Source organism: Pseudomonas japonica (genome assembly GCF_900188455.1).
In the GTDB taxonomy this organism is placed as follows: Bacteria; Pseudomonadota; Gammaproteobacteria; order Pseudomonadales; family Pseudomonadaceae; genus Aquipseudomonas; species Aquipseudomonas japonica.
The window spans coordinates 45493-63886 of sequence record NZ_FZOL01000017.1; the positions used below are offsets into that span (position 1 = coordinate 45493).

Below are 18394 nucleotides of genomic sequence, written 5' to 3' on the forward strand. Positions count from 1 at the left end.
AACCTTGGCTGATCTCATTGAAGGCGAGCGTCGATTCAGACGGCTGCTTTGGGCTCTCTCCGATCTCCGCCCTGGCGACCCTAAAGCGGTAGCTGTCCTCCAGGAGCTGGATCTGGTCGAGCGCGACCTTTGCGACGTGTCCTTGTCCTGCAAACATCTCCTCGACCTGGTCACTAAATCTCCTCGATCCTCAGGCCGCTTGGTCGTTGACGAGCATACGATCCCGATGCCTTGGCGGGAGCGATTCGCCCAAGCGAGCATTGGGTCTACCCGAGTTGCCGCGGGCCCGTACTTGGATGACTTTGAAAAATTCGTCGAGGAATGGGGGAGGGAGATGACTCATCTTCAGGCGCATAACGTAGTTTCTGGAATGTAACATGGACAACGTTACATTCCGAAAATCGCGTTACAAATCATGAGGTCGGGCCGCTAGGGCAGAGCGTCGCTTTGCTTCAGCTAGGCACGCCTTGAGCTTCTCAATGCTCATGACCTCGGATCCACGATGCACCACCGCATGGCAGTTCGGGCACAGTGGGATCAGATCCTTTATAGGATCAAGCTTGTACTCTGCGCCGATCGTACTAAGGGGAACGATGTGGTGGACATGGATGAGCCCTTCGGCAACCTCGCCATAAACCAGTCCGAAGTCAAATTTGCACGCGTAGCAAACCGCTTTATAGTGATCGATACATGCTGCCCGAGCCTGAGCGCTGCGCTCATAGGCATTAACCTTTACCTCGCGGACTGCGCCCTCTAGGTACAGTTCGGGCTGACTGACCTCTTCAGGGAGCGCTGGCATCGTCGGCTCATCGCACGCAAACCACTCACCATTCTGTTTAAGAAGCCACTTACGAGTGATCGAGCGCTTAAAGTTCTTAATCTTTGCAGGCCCAACACCGTCCGCGTTGCGGCGCTCATCCGAATGCATAATCTTAAACGTATAGAGTTCGTATCCTTCTTCGGCGACCAGCCTGAGATGTTCGACGCTCTGCGCATAGCCATTGTTGCGGCGTCCATTTTCAATCTCCCAATCCTCACTGAGGATGAGTGAGCGGTCACCGCTGATGTGCGTATCCCACTCTCCGAAAATGATCTTTTGCTCCTGATGGTTCACAAACGACCAGCTCCAAATCCAGTTCTTACACGTCGCTCCCAAGGATTCGATAAACGCTTTGCGGCTTGAGTGATTAGGAGTGGTCATGCGCGGATCCTGTGCGTGTAGTGCCGGGAGGAGTGGGAGTGACGGTGTCGACAACGTTAGCGCTTCGCTTATAGCATCAGGCCACGAGGCCATCAAAGCGCCATACACCAGCACTTCGCCAAGGAACGTCGACTGTGATCACAAAAATCCGTATCCGTGGGTACCGCATCTACAAAGATTTCGAGCTCAAGCCCAACCCGGGCGTAAACATCCTGGTCGGTGACAATGACGCTGGGAAGTCCACATTGATGGAGGCCATTTCGCTGGCGCTGAACGGCCGGATAGGTGGGCGGGGGATCCTCGAAGAATTGAACCCACACTGGTTCAACACTCAAATGGTGGCTCAGTTTCTGGCACTCCGGAATGCAGGGAAGACGCCCAAGCTCCCAGAGATTCTGATCGAGCTTTACCTGCAGGACACAGCTGATCTGCAGATACTGCTCGGTGCAGTGAATGCGGACGTACCGACCAACGTGTGTCCGGGAGTATTCCTCTCCATTTTCCCGAACGAGGAATATCAGGACGAGCTGGATCAGTGGCTTAAGAATCCTTCTCCCCTGCTGCCCGTTGAGTATTACACCTATGAATGGCGGTCGTTTGCTGACAACGAGCTCACTCGGCGCCCGCGGGCTCTATCGGTGGCCACGATCGATTCTCGGACGGTTAAGTCCGCTGCTGGGGTTGACTACCACCTTCGACAAATCCTGAGCGATCACCTGGAGTCAGCCGAGAAGGCGCAAATCTCGCTGGACTATCGAGGCGTGAAAGCATCCATGACAGAAGGAGCGCTGGCGCCGGTGAACAAGCGGCTCGAGGGGCTTGGCGCTGCGCTGCAGTCTGAGCCTCTGGCGCTGGCAATGGATCAAACGTCCAGGACATCCTGGGATAGCGTGGTCACTCCTCACGTCGATGGCCTTCCGTTCGCGATGGCTGGCCAGGGGCAGCAAGCCGCAATCAAGATCTCCCTCGCGATGAAGCGGCACTCTTCAAGCGTGAAAATCGTGATGATCGAGGAGCCTGAAAACCACCTCTCACACACCAGCCTAACGACACTTCTCAACCGTATCGAAGACCTGGCCACGGAGGAGCAGCAGCTTTTCATTTCAACTCACAGCACCTACGTCTTGAATCGACTCGGCCTCAACGCGTTGCTACTACTCCACCGCAACAGCGCGGCCAAGATCACGGGGCTCGATCCGACAACGGTGAGCTATTTTCAAAAGCTCCCGGGCTACGACACCCTCCGCCTCGTGCTAGCGAAAAAGGTCGTCCTGGTAGAGGGGCCGTCTGACGAGATCATTTTTGAACGCGTTTACCAAGACTGCTTCGGCGCTCGACCAATGGCCCATGGAGTTGATGTCATCAGCATGCGTGGACTTGCACTAGCACGATGCCTAGAGCTTTGCGCTGCGATCGACAAGCCTGTCGCCGTCATGCGCGACAACGATGGCATTGATCCAAACGAGCTGCGTGAACCAGTTGAGAAGTGGCTGGAAGCGAAGCGCAGAGATCTGTTCATCGGCGATGTTGTCCACGGCAAAACGCTCGAGCCGCAACTCATCACCGCCAACGGTGAATCTCAGTTACGGAAGACGTTGGGCATCAGAGATTCAGCAGACTTGCTGACGTGGATGACACGCGAGAAAACGGAAGGGGCGATTCGGATTGCCGTGTCTGACGAAGCCCTCAACCCACCACCTTATATGAAGGCCGCGGCGGAGTTCATTCACGATGCCTAACCATCTGACACTCGCGGTCGCCGGCGGGAGAAAAACACAAGGCCTCGTAGATCACTGCAAAGGGTTGCCCAGTGATCGCCGCGTCCTTGTCGCCACTTTTACCCAGACCAACCAGCAAGAGCTTTCCCATCGGCTTCGAGCACAGGCTGGCGATCTCCACAACATCGAGGTGCTGGGTTGGTACACGTTTTTGCTTCGCCACTTTGCGAAGCCGTTCCTGCCGGTGAAATTCCCCGGAGAGCGGGTAGGGGGCTTCAATTTCGAAGGACGCCCCTACAGGTTCGCCAAGGGCAAGCAAAGGTTTATGGACGGAAGCAACCAACTTTATGCCTGCGAACTCGGCCGCCTGGCGCGTGAGCTGATGGCTGCAACACCTGCTTTGCTTCGCCGCCTGGAGCACCTGTACGACGAGATTCTGATTGATGAGGTTCAGGATCTGAGTGGCTACGACTGGGAGATCGTCCATGATCTCCTGCAATCTCAGATCGAAGTTCGTATGGTCGGTGATGTACGCCAGGCCGTGCTGTCGACCAACCCGAGGGGACAGAAGAATAAGCAGTATGGTTATGCCGGCGCTCTTGAATGGTTTCAGGAACGCGAGCAAGGAGGGCTGTTGAGTATCAACTACGCGACGGTCACCTATCGCTGTCGGACGGAGATTGCAACGTTCTCTGACACCATTTTTGATGCGTCCTGGAAGTTTCCGGGCACCACCTCAGAAAACCACGAGGTGTCTGACCATGATGGCGTGTTCCTGGTGCACTCGAAGCACGTTGACCAATACGTTCAACAGTACCGACCGCAATGCCTTCGTGCCATGGCAGCATCCGGCAAGGAGTTTGCCCTCGACTATATGAACTTCAAGGTCTCCAAGGGCGCGACGTTCGAGCGTGTGCTAGTCGTACCTACAGGGCCAATCACGGCTTTCATTCAGAAGGGAGCCTACCTTGAAGCCACCTCTGCAGCTGCATTCTATGTAGCTGCAACACGCGCAAAGCAGAGCCTCGCAATCGTGATCGACAAGCCGGGCAAGTCGACTCTGCCGGTCTGGGAACCTTGACCACTTGAATCGCTCCATCCAATCAAAAAGTTGCCAGTCCGGCTAAAGTTTTCGCGATTTTTTACCGTTGTTGTAGTGAGTCCCCCTAAATCGAGACTGGTAGCTTGACTGATCAAACCACTGCACCACTTTCAAAAATCGACCCTGTCCAACCGATTGAATCGTGCAACGACTCATCGCTGCAGGGTACACACATCGGATGGAAACCGTATCTCCTTGACGCTCGAGGGCCACAGCTACCTGAAGGCCAACAATGTGATCAGCAGCATGAGCCGACGGGGAAACTGCCACGACAATGCCGTCGCCGAGAGCTTTTTCCAGCGGCTGAAGAGGGAACGAATCAGACGAAAGATCTACGCAACACGTGACGAAGCCCGAAGTGACATTTTCGATTACATCGAGATGTTCTATAACCCTAAACGCCGGCACGGCAGTGCTATGCAGCTGTCGCCAGTTGAGTATGAGAAACGCTATGTCCTGAGGTTGGAGAGTGTCTAGGAACCAGGGGCGATTCATGGAGGTGGTGACGTTTGATGAGTTGCTAGGCAATTTGCACTTGTTGGCGCAGCACCTGACGCCTTCACAGTCGAAACCTGTTACTAATGTCTTTTGAAAGCACTACCGATGCCGAACCTGGACGTGGATACCATGTGCTCAGCATGTGTTGGAGAGCGCCCAGATGGAGACCTTGATAGGGCGAAAAGAGGGAAGGGTAGTTAAACCCTCAAAACGAGTGCAGCAGCTACCCGGGGAAAATCACGGATGACAATCTAGGTAATCTTCGGCTTCTTACCTGCGAGCTCAAAATTTGCACGCGCCGAACGACGCACCTGGCTGAACGTCAACTGGCGGAGTTTAGCCGCAGTTTCTGGTGCATCTGGCAGCATCTCATCATTCCTTGCGGCATCCGAAATAGCCACCCGATGCCGTTGGATCACGCCATCGGCACTGCCGGCAGTCATGCCGTTCGACTTCCGATTTTCTTGCAGCGTGCAAACATCAGGGAGCGCATTTTTGGTCGTCAGTCCTCGAGATTCGACGTAGTCGTTCAAAATCGGAATGAATTGGGGGCAAAGCGGGCGCTCTGTTTCTAGAGGCGCTCCCGGGTTATCAGTGAATACCCAATGGCTACAGCGAGGCGGATCACCAGGCTTGGCCGGCCGTGCATAAGTCGTAAATTGGCTTAGCAAACCTACATACTGACCGTCCCGGCATAATCTAGCCAGTGGAATAGTCGTAAATCTCGCCACAGCTAACATGAATCGGCACATCTCGTATTCGGGGCTGATATGGCGCCAGTACTCGAGGTGTGCGAAAAGCCAATCCATTTCCTTGTGCGACAGATTTGCAGCGGCCAGGCCCTTATCTGGCGGGGTTTCCGGGGTCTTAGCCATGACTGGAGCCGGCTCCTTCCGAACGCGGATACGCCACAGATAATTGAGAAAATGAAAGGTGATACCGTGTACCTTGCGCATGACTGTGCTGACGATCGGAGCCTCAGGGTCGGGGCGATAGCATGGGCGCCAGGCCGGGTTAATGGGCTGCTTTGTGAGAATCGGATGGCCTCTGAACAGGAAGCGACATCCAGCCGTACTCTGACTGATCCAATTGTCGTCAGGCTGCTTTATGAAGTGCAGAAATCGCGTAAGGCTCTCGTTATCCCATTCCGTCATGGGCCGCCGATCAACTAGGAAACTCCAGTTCAGCGCCATCTGTAGCACAGACGTGTAGTCCAAGTATCGACTAGCCCAGGGTGTTTGCTTGGTCTGCATTGACTCAAGGATAAAGTCCGCGGCGTGACGGCACATTTCGACTGGGAGGCAGGATGGGTCGACATCGGATAAACGTCGCTGTACATGGACATTTGCCGGGAAATCCATGCCTTCGTTTAAGCAGCGGACGAACGTCGACATCGTTGGGAAAATTGGGAACGGGCTTGACGTCCAGTTCATGAGAAATGCACGTTTTGTGAGTTCAGGATAAGTGTAGTCCGGGGAGCTTTATGTGACCGGTGCCTAGGATGCGCTGTAGTTATTACCGCATGGTGTGCAGCTACTTGCGTAAAGCCACTGGCGTGGTGTCGAAGTCTTTACTGTGTCGGTGAGTCACGGATGTGGTTTGTCGCTTGTCGGATGCTGACGATGCGCCGATAGGAGGATGTTTGAAAATCCAGTAGAAAGGGTACGATTGATCGACTGGATGTTCTGAGGTTTGAACCTTCCGCGCCAAGAGCGTCCAGTATCAAGAAACGATCCAGGTGGACACGGAATCGGGTAGGCGAGGACAAGGCTTTGAATTTCCTACGTTCGAGCGTCCAGATTCAGAAAATTTCCGTCCGATCATTAGGAAACGCTGACAATCTGTGCCTTCTGACACAGTATGTGATTTAACATAATATACATTATACGAACCTAGACATATTCCACCCAGCCCACACCCAGGGTACATTTCAAACCCTGAACCCCACCCAGGACGCTGAGCCTCAATCCAAGGACCGAAACCCTCCATGCCTCACCACCCATCCGCGCACCGGATCATCGATCTCTATGACCGCCATGCCGATACCTGGGATCGACTGCGCAACAATCATTTTCCCGATCGCAAATGGATCGAGCGTTTTCATTCGCTGCTGCAACCGTCTTCACGCGTGCTGGATATCGGCTGCGGTTCCGGTCAACCCGTGGCGCGTCTGCTGATCGAGGCTGGTCATCAGGTGACTGGCGTGGATTCCTCGGCGCAGATGATTGCCCAGTGCCGCGCGCGATTCGCCGCGCACGAATGGATTAGCGCCGATATGCGCACGCTGGATCTGAACCGCCAGTTCGCCGGGATCCTTGCCTGGAACAGCTTTTTCCATCTGCATCCCGACGACCAACGCCGAATGTTCCCGGTGTTCCAGCGCCACGCGGCGCCCGGCACGCTGTTGATGTTCACCAGCGGCACCGGCCTGGGCGAAGCCCTGGGTGAATTCCAGGGCGAGACGCTGTATCACGCCAGCCTCGATCCGCAGGAATACCGCAGTCTGCTGCACGAACACGGTTTCGAGGTGCTGGAGCATGTCGTCGAAGACCCGGAAAGTGGCGGCCTGACGGTCTGGCTGAGCCGCGCCCTGTCCTCTTGACATATGCAATAAAATTATAACTAAACTAAATAATCATTTAGTTTAGTTATATTAAGGTGCGTGAAGCACCGCCATCACTACCCTCCTCGTCACTTCACGGCCTTGCGCCATTCGCGAATCTGCTCGATGGTCGCGGTCACCCCACCACAGACCACGACCAGGACGCGTTCGTAGCGGCGCAACTCGGCACTCGGCGCATAGGCCAGGGCCAGCGCGGCGCCGCAGGCGGGCTCGACCAGCAGCCGATGGTCGGACAGAAAGCGCTCGCAGGCATCCAGCGCTTCGGCATCGCTGACCACATGGCTGAACACCTTTCCACGCTGGCTCAGCATGAACGCCTGTTCGCTGACCTGCTTGGCACCCAGGGAGGTGGCGACGCTGTCGATGCTGTCCAGCACCACCCGCTCGCCCTTGGCCATGGCGGCGGCCAACGAGGCGGCACCGGCGGTTTCCACGGCGAACACCGGCACATCCTCCCAGCCGTTGCGCCGCAGCCCCTCGCAGACACCGGACAGCAGCCCGCCCCCACCCACCGCCAGGACCACCGCATCCGGCGTGAAACCCGCCGCGGCGACTTCGTCCACCAGGCTGGCATGCCCCTCCCACAACAGCGGGTCGTCGAACGGATGAATGAAGGCGTCGTCCTCGCCCAGCAGCGACAAGGCCAGCTCATTGGCCTCCTGCCAGACCTTGCCGTGGACGATGACCTCGGCCTGCTCCTGGCGTATCAGCTGGCGGGCGCGCTCGGTGGTGCTTTCCGGCACCACCACGGTCACCGGCAGGCCCAGGCAACGCCCGGCATAGGCCACGGCGATTCCGGCATTGCCGCCGGAGGACGAGATGAAGCGGCGCTTGCCCTGCCGCGCATGGTGTTCGCAGGCCAGGCCGATACCGCGCAGCTTGAACGAGCCGGCGGGCTGCAGCGCCTCCAGTTTCAGCCAGACTTCCTGGCCGCTGGCCAGGCTCAGCGGGCGCGACGCCAGCAAGGGCGTGTTCAGATGCAGGCTCATGCCGAGGCTCCGAGGAACAGTGTGCCGCGCAGGTACAGGCGTGCTTCGCCGCTGATGAGCACCCGGCCGTTGTCCGCCAGTTCGCAACGCAACTGGCCGCGCCGCGCGCCACCCTGGCGGGCGACGAAGCGACGCTTGCCCAGGCGTTCGGCCCAGTAGGTGACCAGCGAGGTATGCGCCGAGCCGGTCACCGGGTCCTCGTTGACCCCGACCCGCGGACCGAAGAAGCGCGAGACGAAGTCGAAACCGTCGCTGCCCGCCGCCGTCACGGCGATGCCACGCACGTCGTAGTGCATCAGGGCGGCGAAGTCGGGTTTCAGGTTCTCCAGGGTCCGCGCATCCTCCACCACCACGATGTAGTCGTCGCTGCGGTACAGCGCTTCGATCCGGCAGCCCAGGGCTTCGGCCAGGCCGGCTGGCGGCGTGTGTGGCTGGGGGTACTTCTGCGGGAAATCCATCGTCAGATGATCGCCCTCGCGGCTGACCCGCAGTTCGCCGCTGCGGGTGAAGAAACGCAGGGTCGACGCGCTGGCGCCGAGTTCGTTGAACAGTACCCAGGCCGCGGCCAGGGTGGCGTGGCCGCACAGGTCGACTTCCACCTCGGGGGTGAACCAGCGCAGACGGTAGCCCTCGCCCTCGTCGACGAAATAGGCTGTCTCGGAGAGGTTGTTCTCTTCGGCGATGCGCTGCAGGGTGACGTCGTCCAGCCAGTGTTCCAGCGGACACACCGCCGCCGGATTGCCGCCGAATACGCGATCGCTGAAGGCATCGACCTGGTAGATCGGGAGTTGCATGGCGATATCCTTAACCGTTGCGGATTTCTTCGAGGTAGTTGTAGATCGTGTAGCGACTGACACCCAGCGCCGCCGCGGCTTTCTCCACCGCGCCCTTGACGATGAACAGCCCGCCGTCGTGCATCTGCCGCACCGCTTCGAGCTTCTGCGCCTTGCCGAAACGCACGCCACGCTGGCGGGCGTCCTGCAGCGCGCCGTCGATGATGCGGTTCATCAGCTGTTCCAGGTCCGGGGCCTCGGCGGGCGTTGGCGGCGGTTCTTCCGCGCTGCCAAGCAACTGCTCCAGGCAAGCCTGGGCGGCGGCGATACCGCTGAGGTCGCTGTTCACGCAGAGACTGGCGAAGGGCTCGCCGCCGGCATCGCGGAACACCGCGGTAGCGCTGCGAAAGGTTTTGCCATCGTGGCCCTGGGTCGGGTAGTTGCCGATCACCACCGGGGTCTGGCTGCCCTTCTCCATCGCCGCCCGCAGCACGGCGTCGAAACCGCGGTCATGGCGCGGGCCGGCTAGGATCGGGCTACCGACCCGGCGGCCGCTGATATGACCGTTGACGATGGCCAGCACCGAATGTTCCGGTCGGGTCAGGTCGTGCAGGACCACTTCGGTGTTGCGGCCCAGGACGGTGCCGAGCATGCGCACGGTGGCATGGAGCACGTCGAGGACCAGTTGACGTTCTGGGGCGGCAGGCATGGGACTGTCCGGGAGGGCTGGACAGGCAAAATATCAACAGAGAGTTTAATTTTCAACAAATCATCGTAGAAACTTCGATCAGGACTGCTCCACATCCAGCGCCTCGCCGATCGCATAGAAGTGCCCACCGGCCACGTAATGCAGGCTGCGCAGCGCCGGATCGGCCTTTTCGAACACCCAGTGCCCCTCCACGAACACCCGCTCGTCCGCCCAGGCGCCCACCACTTCGGCGATGAACAGATCGTAGGTGGTCTGGTTGTGGGGCTCGTCGATCACCCGGCACATCAGCCATGCCGAGCATCCGGCCACCAGTGGCGCCGGATAGCCGTCGACGCGAAACAGCTCGACGCCGGCCTGGTCGAGCTTGTCCGGCTGCTCGGCCAGGCTGTGGCTGCCGACCTGGTGAGTCAGTTGCAACTGCCCGGCATTGGGCACCTGCAGCACCATCCAGCCGCTGTTTTCCACCAGTGCGCGGGTGCGAGTGATCTTGTCGATGACCACGGTGACCTTGGGCGGATCGAAGTCCAGGGCGCAGGCCCAGGCGGCGGCCATGACGTTGTCGACGCCGGCGTGGCTGGCGGATACCAGGACGGTCGGGCCGTGGTTCAGGAGGCGGTAGGCTTTTTTCAGGTCGACAGGGTGGAAGTGGGGAGACATTCGGAACCTCGGTGTCAGTGGTGGGACCGCGTTGCGGTCCTTCGCGAGCCAGCTCGCTCCCACAAGGATCGCGGGAGCGAGCTCGCGAATACTGACTCAACCGCGGTACAGAATCACCAGGTCATTGATCACCGAAGGCCGCTCCTGCCCCAGCACGTGGATATTGATCTCCAGGGTCAACTGCGTGCCGCGTCCGAGCAGTTCCACGCTCTTGACCCGCGCCCGCGAGTGAATCCGTGCCCCCGCCGGCACCGGCGCGGGGAAGCGCAGACGGTCCGAACCATAGTTGATCTGGGTGCTGAAACCGCTGATCTCGAAGCCCAGCGCCAGCTTCATCCGCGACTGCAGCACCTGGACCAGCGCGCCATGGGCGATGGTGCCGCCAAACGGGCTGTGCAATCGCGCCCGCTCGGGATCGGTGTGAATCCAGTAGTCGTCCCCGGACAACTGGGCGAAGGCATCGATCAACGCCTGGTCGACCACGATCACATTGCTCCAGTCGCTGAAACTGTCGCTGACCAGCGCCTGCAACGCCGCGGCATCATTGAAGTCGATGCGGGTGACCGCCGGCGCCTCGACCTCGACCGCCGCTGCCAGCCCCGGCAACGGTTCCAGCGCCGCGGCGTGCTTGTCGACGGCGGTAAAGCGCAGCAGGCGATTGCCCTTGCCGTCGACCTCGGCGAATACCGGCTGCAGTGCCATGCCGACGTGGATCTCGTCCTCGTTGAGGCCGACCAGGGTGGTGTTGATCCGCACCCCTTCGGCCAGCTCCACCACCGCCAGCTTCTGCGGCATCTCGTCGGCGAAGTCCGGCAAGGTCGCAATCCGCGTCAGGGTGAAGCTGTACAGCGTCGCCCTGCCCTGCACCTCGCGCCAGGCCAGGTCGTGGGCCAGGCATTGCGGGCAGTGCCGGCGCGGATAGAACACCCAGTGCGCACAGGCATTGCACTGCTGGATCAGCAGGCGGCGGGCCTTCAGGCCTTCCCAGAACGGCGCGGAAATTTCCGTGGCGACGGGCATCGGTTTGTTGTTGGACATCGCTCAAGCTCCCTGAAGAATCAATGCGCCCTGCTCGCTCATCACGCCGCCGGTACCGGAGACGTAGACGCTGTCGCAGCGCTGCAACTGGCGCTCGCCGGCGGCGCCGGCAATCTGCGTCACCGCTTCGATCACCTGCGACATGCCGCCGGCCGAGCCGGCCTGGCCGAAACTGAGCTGGCCGCCATGGGTGTTCATGGGGAAATCGCCGCGGAAGGTCAGGTCGTGTTCGCGAACGAACGCCATGCCCTCGCCCTTGCCGCAGAAACCGGCGTCTTCCAGGGTCAGCAAGGCGGTGATGGTGTAGCAGTCGTAGATCTGCGCCGCGTGCATGTCGGCCGGTTTCAAGCCGGCCATGGCGAAGGCTCGCTGCGAGGCCGGGCCGATCGGCGTGTGCAGCATGTCCTCGGCATAGGACGGCGACTTGAACGCCAGGTGTTCGCCGAAGCCGGTGACGAAGGCCGGACGCTTGCGGGCCCGCGCGGCCACTTCCTTCGAGGCGATGATCATCGCCGCGCCACCGGCCACCGGCATGACGATCTCCAGCACATGCAGCGGGTCGGCGACCCTGCGGCTGGCCAGCACCTGCTCCACGCTCAGTGGCTGGCCGAAGAACATCGCCTCCGGGTTGGCCTGGGCGTTGGTCCGTTGGTCCACGGCGATCTTGGCCATGGCCCGCGGGTCGTAGCCGTACTGCGCGGCATAGCGCTGGGCGATCATGGCGTAGCCAGTGTTCTGCCCCATGTGCCCGTAAGGCAGGTCGAACTCCGCCTCCGGTGCACCGAACGCCGTGCTGTGGCCGCCGAAACGCATGGCCCGGGCCATCCAGCTCGGGTCTTCGTCCGGGCCCAACGGCGCCATGCGCGCCGGCAGCACGCACAGCACCGCCTGGCACAGGCCCAGTTCGATGGCGGCGGCGGCGCGCCAGACCATGCCCACCGAGGTGCAGCCGCCGAGGTCCACCACTTCGGCGAAGTTCAGCCGCAGGCCGAGGTATTCCGCGGCCATGGCCGGGACGAACACCGAGGCTTCGTGAAACTGCGGGCCGTTGATCACCAGGCCGTCGAGGTCTTGCGCGCTCAGGCCGGCATCGCGCAAGGCGCGGGCGGCGAGGTCGGCGACCTGCTCCAGGTGGAACATCTTCGGCGCCGTGGCGTACTTCTCCGGCTTGTATTGCGCGGTGCCAACAATGGCCGCGTGCCCTTTGAGGCCCATGTTTCCTCCCTGCCCGGGCCCCCTGGCCCGGGTGTCGTGTCGATGGATGTGGATCAGAAACTGTACTTCATGGAGAAGGTGGCGTAGTCGCGGTCGGCGAATGGCCGCTTGATCGGGTCCGGCGAGCCCAGGTAGCCGGTATAGTTGAGGCCGACTTCGAGGTTGCCCAGGTACTTGAAGGTGGTGCCTACGCTGATGCGTCGGTCGCCCTGCACCCCGGAGATGCTTCCGGACATGGGTGTCGAGCCGCTGAACACGTTGGAGAAGCGCACTGGCACTTCCAGATCCCAGCCCTGGAAAACCCCCGGATAACTGAACGATGCGCCCAGGGTGTAGGCGCTGGCCGTGCGGCTGCGCCAGGCGGACGAGGTCTTGTAGCTGTAGTCATCGGACTCTCCCACCATGCCGGCCAGCGACGGCAGCAGGTTGACGCCTTGCAGGTTGGGCGCCGCCGAAGTGGCGTCGACGCTGTCGGCCCGCACATGAATGATTTCCCCGGTCAGGGTGGTCTGGCTGGCCCACGGCCGGTCGCCCAGCACGCGCATGGCCGAGAGTTGCATCTGCTGGCCCTTGCCGCGGGCCGGGACCGGGCCGAGGCCGGTGTTGACCATGATCGGTGCGCCGTCGCGGTACGACCATTCGCCGCCGACCTGCACCTCGCCGATCTTGGTCGAGGCGCTGATCCCGGTGAGCTTGATGTCCTCGAAATACTTGACCCGGTAGCCATTGGCGGCGAAGGCATACAGGCCGCCGCCCACCGGCAGCGGGTTGTAGCCGACCAGGGCGGTGGCCGGGTTCTTGTCGTGGTAGTTGACGTGGAACAGCGACATCTCGATCGCCGGCACCGGCCGGAAGCGCACCTGCACGCCCCACTGGCCGCTGTCGCGCGGCTCGTCGGTGCCGCGGTAGGCAACGCGCCCGGTCGGCGTGATGAGGAACTCGCGCCCCGGCCCGATCACATCGCTGCTCGACAGGTAGCTGCCCACCGGCGGCAGTTCGGTGCCCTTCCATTCGTACTGCACGTAGGCGCCGAAGGTGATCTGCGGATTGAGACGGAACGAGGCGGACACCTGCCCCACCGGCAGCAGCACTTCCTTGACCTCCACACCGGGCTGCGCGGCTTTCACCGCATCGGAGGGGTTCTGCACGCCATTGACCCCGGGGTAGTACAGGCTCTCGCCCCAGGACTCGATGTGCCGGCCGGCCTTGACGTCGAGCATGGTGTCGTTGTCGAAGCGCCAGCCACCGAACACGTAGGCATCCAGCAGGCGCGTGCGGCCGCCACTGTAGTAGCGGGTGCGGCTGGTGAACTCGTCGTTGTCGCCACTCTTGTTCACCGTTGCCGGCGAGTCGTTGTCGTTGCCCTTGTGGTAGACGTCGTCGTAGAAGGTACTGGCGCGCACCACCGCGCCGTAGTTGTCCTTGCGCAGAATCATCTCGCCCAGCGCGCCGATGCGGTGGGTGGTCAGCGCGCCACGGTCGAAGTTGCGGTTGGCGTCGTCGGCGTTGACCCCCAGCAGGCGGTCGCTCTGCTTGCCGAGACGTGTGCCGATGCCGTAGCTGGTGGTCACCGACCAGTCGATGGTGGTGCCATCGTCGAACTCGAGGGTCTCCCCGGCCGAAACCTGGGTCGCCACCAGGGCGATGGCCGTGGCCAGGCCGCTGAGCTGAAGCCCTCGTGAGCCAAGGCCAGGCGTTTTCTTGTTGTTATCGATCACACTGACTCTCCTGTTGGGCAGCCGTTCCGGCCGCCGGTTTTAGGCAAGGTTGGCGCGGCGCCGGTAGCGATACAGGCCGCCGTCCTCCTCGCGAAGCAGCAGCCCTTCGGCCATGAGGTAGTTGGCATGGGCGAGGGTTTCGCCCAGCGCCATCAGTTCGTCGAAGCGCCCGCTCAGCCGGGGAAACAGCACGCCCATCAGCTCGCGCGCGGTGCGCGGTTCGGCGCAGCTGTCGAGCAGGTGCGCGAGGTGGGCGCGGTGGTGCGCCGCCAGTTGTTCCAGGCGCGCATGCAGGTTGCGGAACGGCCGTTCGTGAGCCGGCAGGACCAGGACGTCGTCCGGCACGCCGCGCAGTTGCTCGATGGACGCCAGCCAGTCGCGCAGCGGATCGGCATCCGGCTCGGTGGCATGCACGCCCACCGTGGAGGTGATCCGCGGCAGCACCTGGTCGCCGGAAATCAGCAGGCGGTCGGCGGCGCTGTACAGGCAGACGTGCTCCGGCGAATGCCCGCGCCCCACCCTCACCTGCCAGTCCCGCGTGCCGATGCGCAGGCACTGGCCATCGCGCAGGCGCCGATAGCTGTTGAAGTGCAACGGACGGAAATGCCCGTCCTGGATGAGCCGGTACATCTCGCCGGCCTGCGCCGCGGTGAAACCGGCACGGGTGTAGTAGTCGAGGAAATCCCAGCCCGGCGCGTCGCCTTCCGGCACCTTGACGTACAGCGCCTGGTACTCCGCCTCGCTCATCAGGATCGGGCAACGGAAGCGCTCGGCCAGCCAGCCGGCGACCCCGGCATGGTCGGAATGGAAATGGCTGCAGATCACCGCGCGCAGCGGCAGACCGGCGCATGGCCCGGCCAGTACCGCGTCCCACACCGCGCGGGTCTGCGCGGTGTTCATCCCGGTATCCAGCGCCACCCAGCCGTCGCCATCGCGCAGCAGGTACAGGTTGATATGGTCGAGCCGGAACGGCAGCGGCATGCGCAGCCACAGCACGCCGTCCGCCACCTCGCGCACCGTGCCGCTGTCCGGGGCCTGCGGCCAGGGATAGCGCAGGCCGTCGCGCAGCTCGTGGCCGTTCGCGTCGAGTTCAGCCATGATCGGCGACCGCGAAAGGCGCCAGTTCCAGGCGCTGCAGCAGTTCCGGCGAATACGGCTGGTAGCTGCGGGTGCTTTCGTCACGGATGAACAACGGATCGGTGCACGCCTGGGGGCTGTAGCCCTGGCGCTGCAGATCGACCTTGCGCAGCTTGAAGGTGCTGGTCAGGTCCGCCGCCGCGCTGACCCTGACGAACACCGGCGCGGCATAGCGCGGCAGACGGGATTCGCTCAGCTGGTACAGGGCCTGCGGATCGAACGCCTGCCCCGCCTGCATCAGCACCGCGGCCATGCCCGCGCGCCCCTCGTGCCCCGGCACCTGCACACCGTAGATGTTGATCAGTTCCAGGCCATGCAGGTCGCCGAGGGCATCGGCCACTTCCTGGGTCGAGACGTTCTCGCTCTTCCAGCGGAAGGTGTCGCCGATGCGGTCGACGAAATAGCAGTAGCCATCGGCGTCCTCGCGCAGCAGGTCGCCGGAGCTCCACCAGGCATCGCCTTCGCGCAGCACATTGCGGCGGATCTTGCTTTCGCTGGCGGCGGCCGAGGTGTAGCCCTCGAAGCGCCCGCCGCCGATATCCGGATGATCGACGATGAAGCCCATGGCCTCGCCGACCTCGCCCACTTCGGCGAGCTGATAGAAGCCGTTTTCGTCGCGGGGATGGCAGTCGTTCTCGATGTCGTAGCGGATCAGGCGCAGGTTGGTGCGGCCCCAGTCCGGCACGCGGCCGCAGGAACCCGGGTAGTTGTCGACATTGATCAGGTTGGTGTTGGCCTCGGTGGCGCCCCAGCCCTCGAAGACCTGGATCGGGCCGAAACGCTCGATCCAGCGCTGCCACGACTCCGGGGTCAGGCCGGCGCCGAGCATGCAGCGCAGGCTGTGCTGGCGTTCGCCGGGCTGCGCGGGGCGATTGAGCAGGTAGCGGCAGATTTCGCCGATGTACTGGAACACCGTGATGCCGTGGCGGTTCACATCGCGCCAGAACTCGCTGACGCTGAACTTGCGCCGCACCACGATACTGGCCCCGGCGCGCAGCGCGGTGGAGGTCACCGAGGTGGCGGCGGCGCCGTGGTACAGCGGCAGGCAGCAATAGAAGACGTCCGCGCAGGTGGCGTCCAGGGTGACTTCCATCACGTCGCCGGACGACAGCCAGCGCATGTGGCTGTAGCGCGCCGCCTTGGGCAGGCCGGTGGTGCCGGAGGTGAAGATCAGCAGGGTCGGCGTCTGCGCCTCGATCCGCGCGCGGATATCCCGCGGGAAGGTCGTGCGCGGTGCGCTGTCCAGACGGCTGGCGAACTGCCGGTCGATGAACGCGGGGATCGTACCCGGCCACGGGTTTTCCGCATCGGCCACCAGCCAGTAGGCCAGTGCCGGCAAGTCACCGGTCCGCAGCAGATTGCCCAGGCACTCCTCGCCGATCACCAACGCTTTCGCCGCGGTGGTGGCCAGCGCATGCAGCAGCGGTTTGCCACTGACCTGGGTATTGATGAGCGCCACCACCACGCCGAGCTTGACCAGGCCGAACCAGGCGCTGAAGAACGCCGGACGGTTCTCCATGGCGATGGCGCAGACGTCGCCGGCGCGCAGGCCCTTGGCGTAGAAGGTGTGCGCCATCTGGTTGGCGCGGGCATCCATTTCGGCGTAGCTCAGCACTTCGTCGCCGTAGATCAGCAGGGGCCGCTCGGCGAAGCGCTCGGCCTGCTGTTCCAGGCGATCGGCCAGGCTGTAAAGGTCCGCCGGTTTGATCTGCGCGCTGGCCGCGGAACGACGGTCGAGCAGCGCCTGGGTCTGTTCCCGCGGCACCACGATGCTCGCTGGCAGGTTCATGGCGTGACCTCCCGCGCGGCGTCGAAACGCGGGTAGTCGGTGTAGCCGCGGCTGCCCGCGGTGTACAGGGTCTTGCGCTCGAAACCGGCCAGCGGCTGGCCGTGGCGCAGGCGCTCGACCAGATCGGGGTTGCCGATGAAGTGGCGGCCGAAGGACACCGCCGCGCCCTCGCCCGCCTCCAGCGCGGCGCGGGCCGAAGCGCCGTCGAAGCCGTCGTTGAGGATCAGTTTCTGACTCGCGTGCTCGCGCGCCAGGCCGAAGGCGTCGAGCCCGTCGAGGGGCGAACGCATCACATGCAGGTAGGCCAGCGCCAGGGGCTCCAGGGCCTGGCACAGGGCGACGGTGGTCGCCAGCGGGTCTTCGTCGTGGATATCGTTGTACGGGTTGCCCGGGCACAGGCGCACCCCGACGCGACCCGCGCCGATGGCCGCGGCCATGGCCTGCACGGTCTCGGCGACGAAGCGCACGCGCTTGCGCGCACTGCCGCCGTAGGCGTCGTCACGCTGGTTGCTGCCGGAGGCGAGAAACTGCATGGGCAGGTAACCGCTGGTGCAGTGCAGTTCGACCCCGTCGAATCCGGCGGCGCGGGCATTCAGCGCGGCCTGGCGGTACTCGCCGATCACCGTGGCGATGCCGTCCAGGCTCAGCGCCTCGGGCTGCTCGGTGTCCACCATGCCTTGGGCGTCGCTGAACACCTGGGTCCGTGCGCGGATCGCCGACGGCGCCACGGTCGCCGCACCTTCCGGCTTGTTGAAGCGGCTGGCGGCACGGCCAACGTGCATCAGTTGCAGGACGATGCGTCCGCCCTCGGCGTGCACCGCCTCGGTGACCTGGTGCCAGGCGGCGATCTGCTCGGCGTTGTAGATCGCCGGGGTGCGGCAGTAGCCCAGGCCGCTGGCGGACGGCGCGGTACCCTCGGCGACGATCAGCCCGGCGCCGGCACGCTGGCGGTAGTACTCGACCATTTCGGCACCGGGCACCGCCCGCGCATCGGCGCGGCTGCGGGTCATGGGGGCCATGACGATACGGTTGGCCAGCTGCAGTTCGCCCAGGCGCACCGGCTCGAACAGAATGCTCATGTCAGCTCCTTCGTTTCTTGTTGTTTCCCGGGCTGACGGGCCTGCCGCAACCCCGGACATGGGCTGCATGATTGACGTCGAACGAGGCGCGAACATCGTCCGACAAGACTAGTTTTGCGCCTTCGGGTATCGTCTCGGGCGCCGTGCG

The 18394-nt window shown here is 62.6% G+C and carries 16 protein-coding genes and 1 pseudogene; 5 read left to right on the top strand and 12 right to left on the bottom strand.

Features of this window, described 5'->3' with window-relative positions; genetic code table 11:
- Nucleotides 1-4 precede the first annotated feature (4 nt).
- Nucleotides 5-376, top strand: a complete 372-nt coding sequence (locus tag CHB99_RS30170; protein WP_042126113.1) for a hypothetical protein — start codon at nt 5-7, stop codon at nt 374-376.
- Nucleotides 377-406: 30 nt separating this feature from the next.
- On the opposite strand, the gene CHB99_RS19690 is transcribed toward CHB99_RS30170, so the two are convergent.
- Nucleotides 407-1201, bottom strand: coding sequence for an HNH endonuclease (locus CHB99_RS19690; protein ID WP_042126111.1), 795 nt, complete (start codon nt 1199-1201; stop codon nt 407-409).
- A 134-nt stretch (nt 1202-1335) separates the two neighbouring features.
- Between CHB99_RS19690 and CHB99_RS19695 the strand changes: the two genes are divergently transcribed.
- The 3 genes and pseudogenes from CHB99_RS19695 to CHB99_RS19705 all read left to right on the top strand — a co-directional run.
- Complete coding sequence (locus CHB99_RS19695; protein WP_042126109.1) at nt 1336-2940, top strand: ATP-dependent nuclease; 1605 nt, start codon at nt 1336-1338, stop codon at nt 2938-2940.
- On the top strand, nt 2933-4000 hold the full coding sequence (locus CHB99_RS19700) for a UvrD-helicase domain-containing protein (protein ID WP_042126107.1): 1068 nt from the start codon (nt 2933-2935) through the stop codon (nt 3998-4000). The genes CHB99_RS19695 and CHB99_RS19700 overlap by 8 nt, the downstream gene beginning before the upstream one ends.
- Before the next feature lie 234 nt (nt 4001-4234).
- Nucleotides 4235-4498: pseudogene (locus CHB99_RS19705) on the top strand (IS3 family transposase); the annotation flags it as partial.
- A 272-nt stretch (nt 4499-4770) separates the two neighbouring features.
- On the opposite strand, the gene CHB99_RS29590 reads toward CHB99_RS19705, so the two are convergent.
- A complete protein-coding gene (locus CHB99_RS29590) occupies nt 4771-5394 on the bottom strand; it encodes a hypothetical protein (RefSeq protein ID WP_141137313.1) in 624 nt (207 codons plus the stop codon).
- Between the two features lie 1112 nt (nt 5395-6506).
- On the opposite strand from CHB99_RS29590, the gene CHB99_RS19715 reads away from it, so the two are divergent.
- Nucleotides 6507-7121: a class I SAM-dependent DNA methyltransferase gene (locus tag CHB99_RS19715; protein WP_042126103.1), complete on the top strand. Its 615-nt coding sequence runs from the start codon at nt 6507-6509 to the stop codon at nt 7119-7121.
- Nucleotides 7122-7210: 89 nt separating this feature from the next.
- Here CHB99_RS19715 and CHB99_RS19720 read toward each other — a convergent pair whose 3' ends face one another.
- The 10 genes from CHB99_RS19720 to CHB99_RS19765 all read right to left on the bottom strand — a co-directional run bounded on the left by CHB99_RS19720 (nt 7211) and on the right by CHB99_RS19765 (nt 18246).
- On the bottom strand, nt 7211-8131 hold the full coding sequence (locus tag CHB99_RS19720; RefSeq protein ID WP_042126101.1) for a pyridoxal-phosphate dependent enzyme: 921 nt from the start codon (nt 8129-8131) through the stop codon (nt 7211-7213).
- The gene (locus CHB99_RS19725; RefSeq protein ID WP_042126099.1) at nt 8128-8925 is read right to left on the bottom strand and encodes a PhzF family phenazine biosynthesis protein; all 798 of its coding nucleotides are present in this window, start codon (nt 8923-8925) and stop codon (nt 8128-8130) included. The genes CHB99_RS19720 and CHB99_RS19725 overlap by 4 nt, the downstream gene beginning before the upstream one ends.
- A gap of 10 nt (nt 8926-8935) precedes the next feature.
- Complete coding sequence (locus CHB99_RS19730) at nt 8936-9613, bottom strand: helix-turn-helix transcriptional regulator (RefSeq protein ID WP_042126097.1); 678 nt, start codon at nt 9611-9613, stop codon at nt 8936-8938.
- 78 nt (nt 9614-9691) lie between these two features.
- Nucleotides 9692-10270 carry a flavin reductase family protein gene (locus CHB99_RS19735; RefSeq protein WP_042126095.1) on the bottom strand — a complete coding sequence of 193 codons (579 nt, stop codon included), beginning with the start codon at nt 10268-10270 and terminating at the stop codon, nt 9692-9694.
- Between the two features lie 96 nt (nt 10271-10366).
- Entirely contained in the window at nt 10367-11308 is a 942-nt protein-coding gene (locus CHB99_RS19740; RefSeq protein ID WP_042126093.1) for a bifunctional OB-fold nucleic acid binding domain-containing protein/MaoC family dehydratase, read from the bottom strand.
- A gap of 3 nt (nt 11309-11311) precedes the next feature.
- Entirely contained in the window at nt 11312-12523 is a 1212-nt protein-coding gene (locus CHB99_RS19745; protein ID WP_042126091.1) for a thiolase family protein, read from the bottom strand.
- 53 nt (nt 12524-12576) lie between these two features.
- Nucleotides 12577-14241, bottom strand: coding sequence for a DUF1302 domain-containing protein (locus tag CHB99_RS19750; protein ID WP_042126089.1), 1665 nt, complete (start codon nt 14239-14241; stop codon nt 12577-12579).
- A 39-nt stretch (nt 14242-14280) separates the two neighbouring features.
- Complete coding sequence (locus tag CHB99_RS19755) at nt 14281-15339, bottom strand: MBL fold metallo-hydrolase (RefSeq protein ID WP_042126087.1); 1059 nt, start codon at nt 15337-15339, stop codon at nt 14281-14283.
- Nucleotides 15332-17167, bottom strand: coding sequence for a long-chain-acyl-CoA synthetase (locus CHB99_RS19760; protein WP_042126085.1), 1836 nt, complete (start codon nt 17165-17167; stop codon nt 15332-15334). The genes CHB99_RS19755 and CHB99_RS19760 overlap by 8 nt, the downstream gene beginning before the upstream one ends.
- Nucleotides 17164-18246, bottom strand: coding sequence for an alkene reductase (locus tag CHB99_RS19765; protein ID WP_042126082.1), 1083 nt, complete (start codon nt 18244-18246; stop codon nt 17164-17166). Before CHB99_RS19765 ends, CHB99_RS19760 begins: the two co-directional genes overlap by 4 nt.
- Nucleotides 18247-18394: the final 148 nt, after the last annotated feature.

Coding starts and splice junctions, on each gene's coding strand:
- CHB99_RS19740 (WP_042126093.1), bottom strand. CDS start 11,308: ATGTCCAACAACAAACCGATGCCCGTCGCCACGGAAATTTCCGCGCCG.
- CHB99_RS19730 (WP_042126097.1), bottom strand. CDS start 9,613: ATGCCTGCCGCCCCAGAACGTCAACTGGTCCTCGACGTGCTCCATGCC.
- CHB99_RS19720 (WP_042126101.1), bottom strand. CDS start 8,131: ATGAGCCTGCATCTGAACACGCCCTTGCTGGCGTCGCGCCCGCTGAGC.
- CHB99_RS19765 (WP_042126082.1), bottom strand. CDS start 18,246: ATGAGCATTCTGTTCGAGCCGGTGCGCCTGGGCGAACTGCAGCTGGCC.
- CHB99_RS19690 (WP_042126111.1), bottom strand. CDS start 1,201: ATGACCACTCCTAATCACTCAAGCCGCAAAGCGTTTATCGAATCCTTG.
- CHB99_RS19725 (WP_042126099.1), bottom strand. CDS start 8,925: ATGCAACTCCCGATCTACCAGGTCGATGCCTTCAGCGATCGCGTATTC.
- CHB99_RS19745 (WP_042126091.1), bottom strand. CDS start 12,523: ATGGGCCTCAAAGGGCACGCGGCCATTGTTGGCACCGCGCAATACAAG.
- CHB99_RS29590 (WP_141137313.1), bottom strand. CDS start 5,394: ATGGCTAAGACCCCGGAAACCCCGCCAGATAAGGGCCTGGCCGCTGCA.
- CHB99_RS19735 (WP_042126095.1), bottom strand. CDS start 10,270: ATGTCTCCCCACTTCCACCCTGTCGACCTGAAAAAAGCCTACCGCCTC.
- CHB99_RS19715 (WP_042126103.1), top strand. CDS start 6,507: ATGCCTCACCACCCATCCGCGCACCGGATCATCGATCTCTATGACCGC.
- CHB99_RS19760 (WP_042126085.1), bottom strand. CDS start 17,167: ATGAACCTGCCAGCGAGCATCGTGGTGCCGCGGGAACAGACCCAGGCG.
- CHB99_RS19755 (WP_042126087.1), bottom strand. CDS start 15,339: ATGGCTGAACTCGACGCGAACGGCCACGAGCTGCGCGACGGCCTGCGC.
- CHB99_RS19700 (WP_042126107.1), top strand. CDS start 2,933: ATGCCTAACCATCTGACACTCGCGGTCGCCGGCGGGAGAAAAACACAA.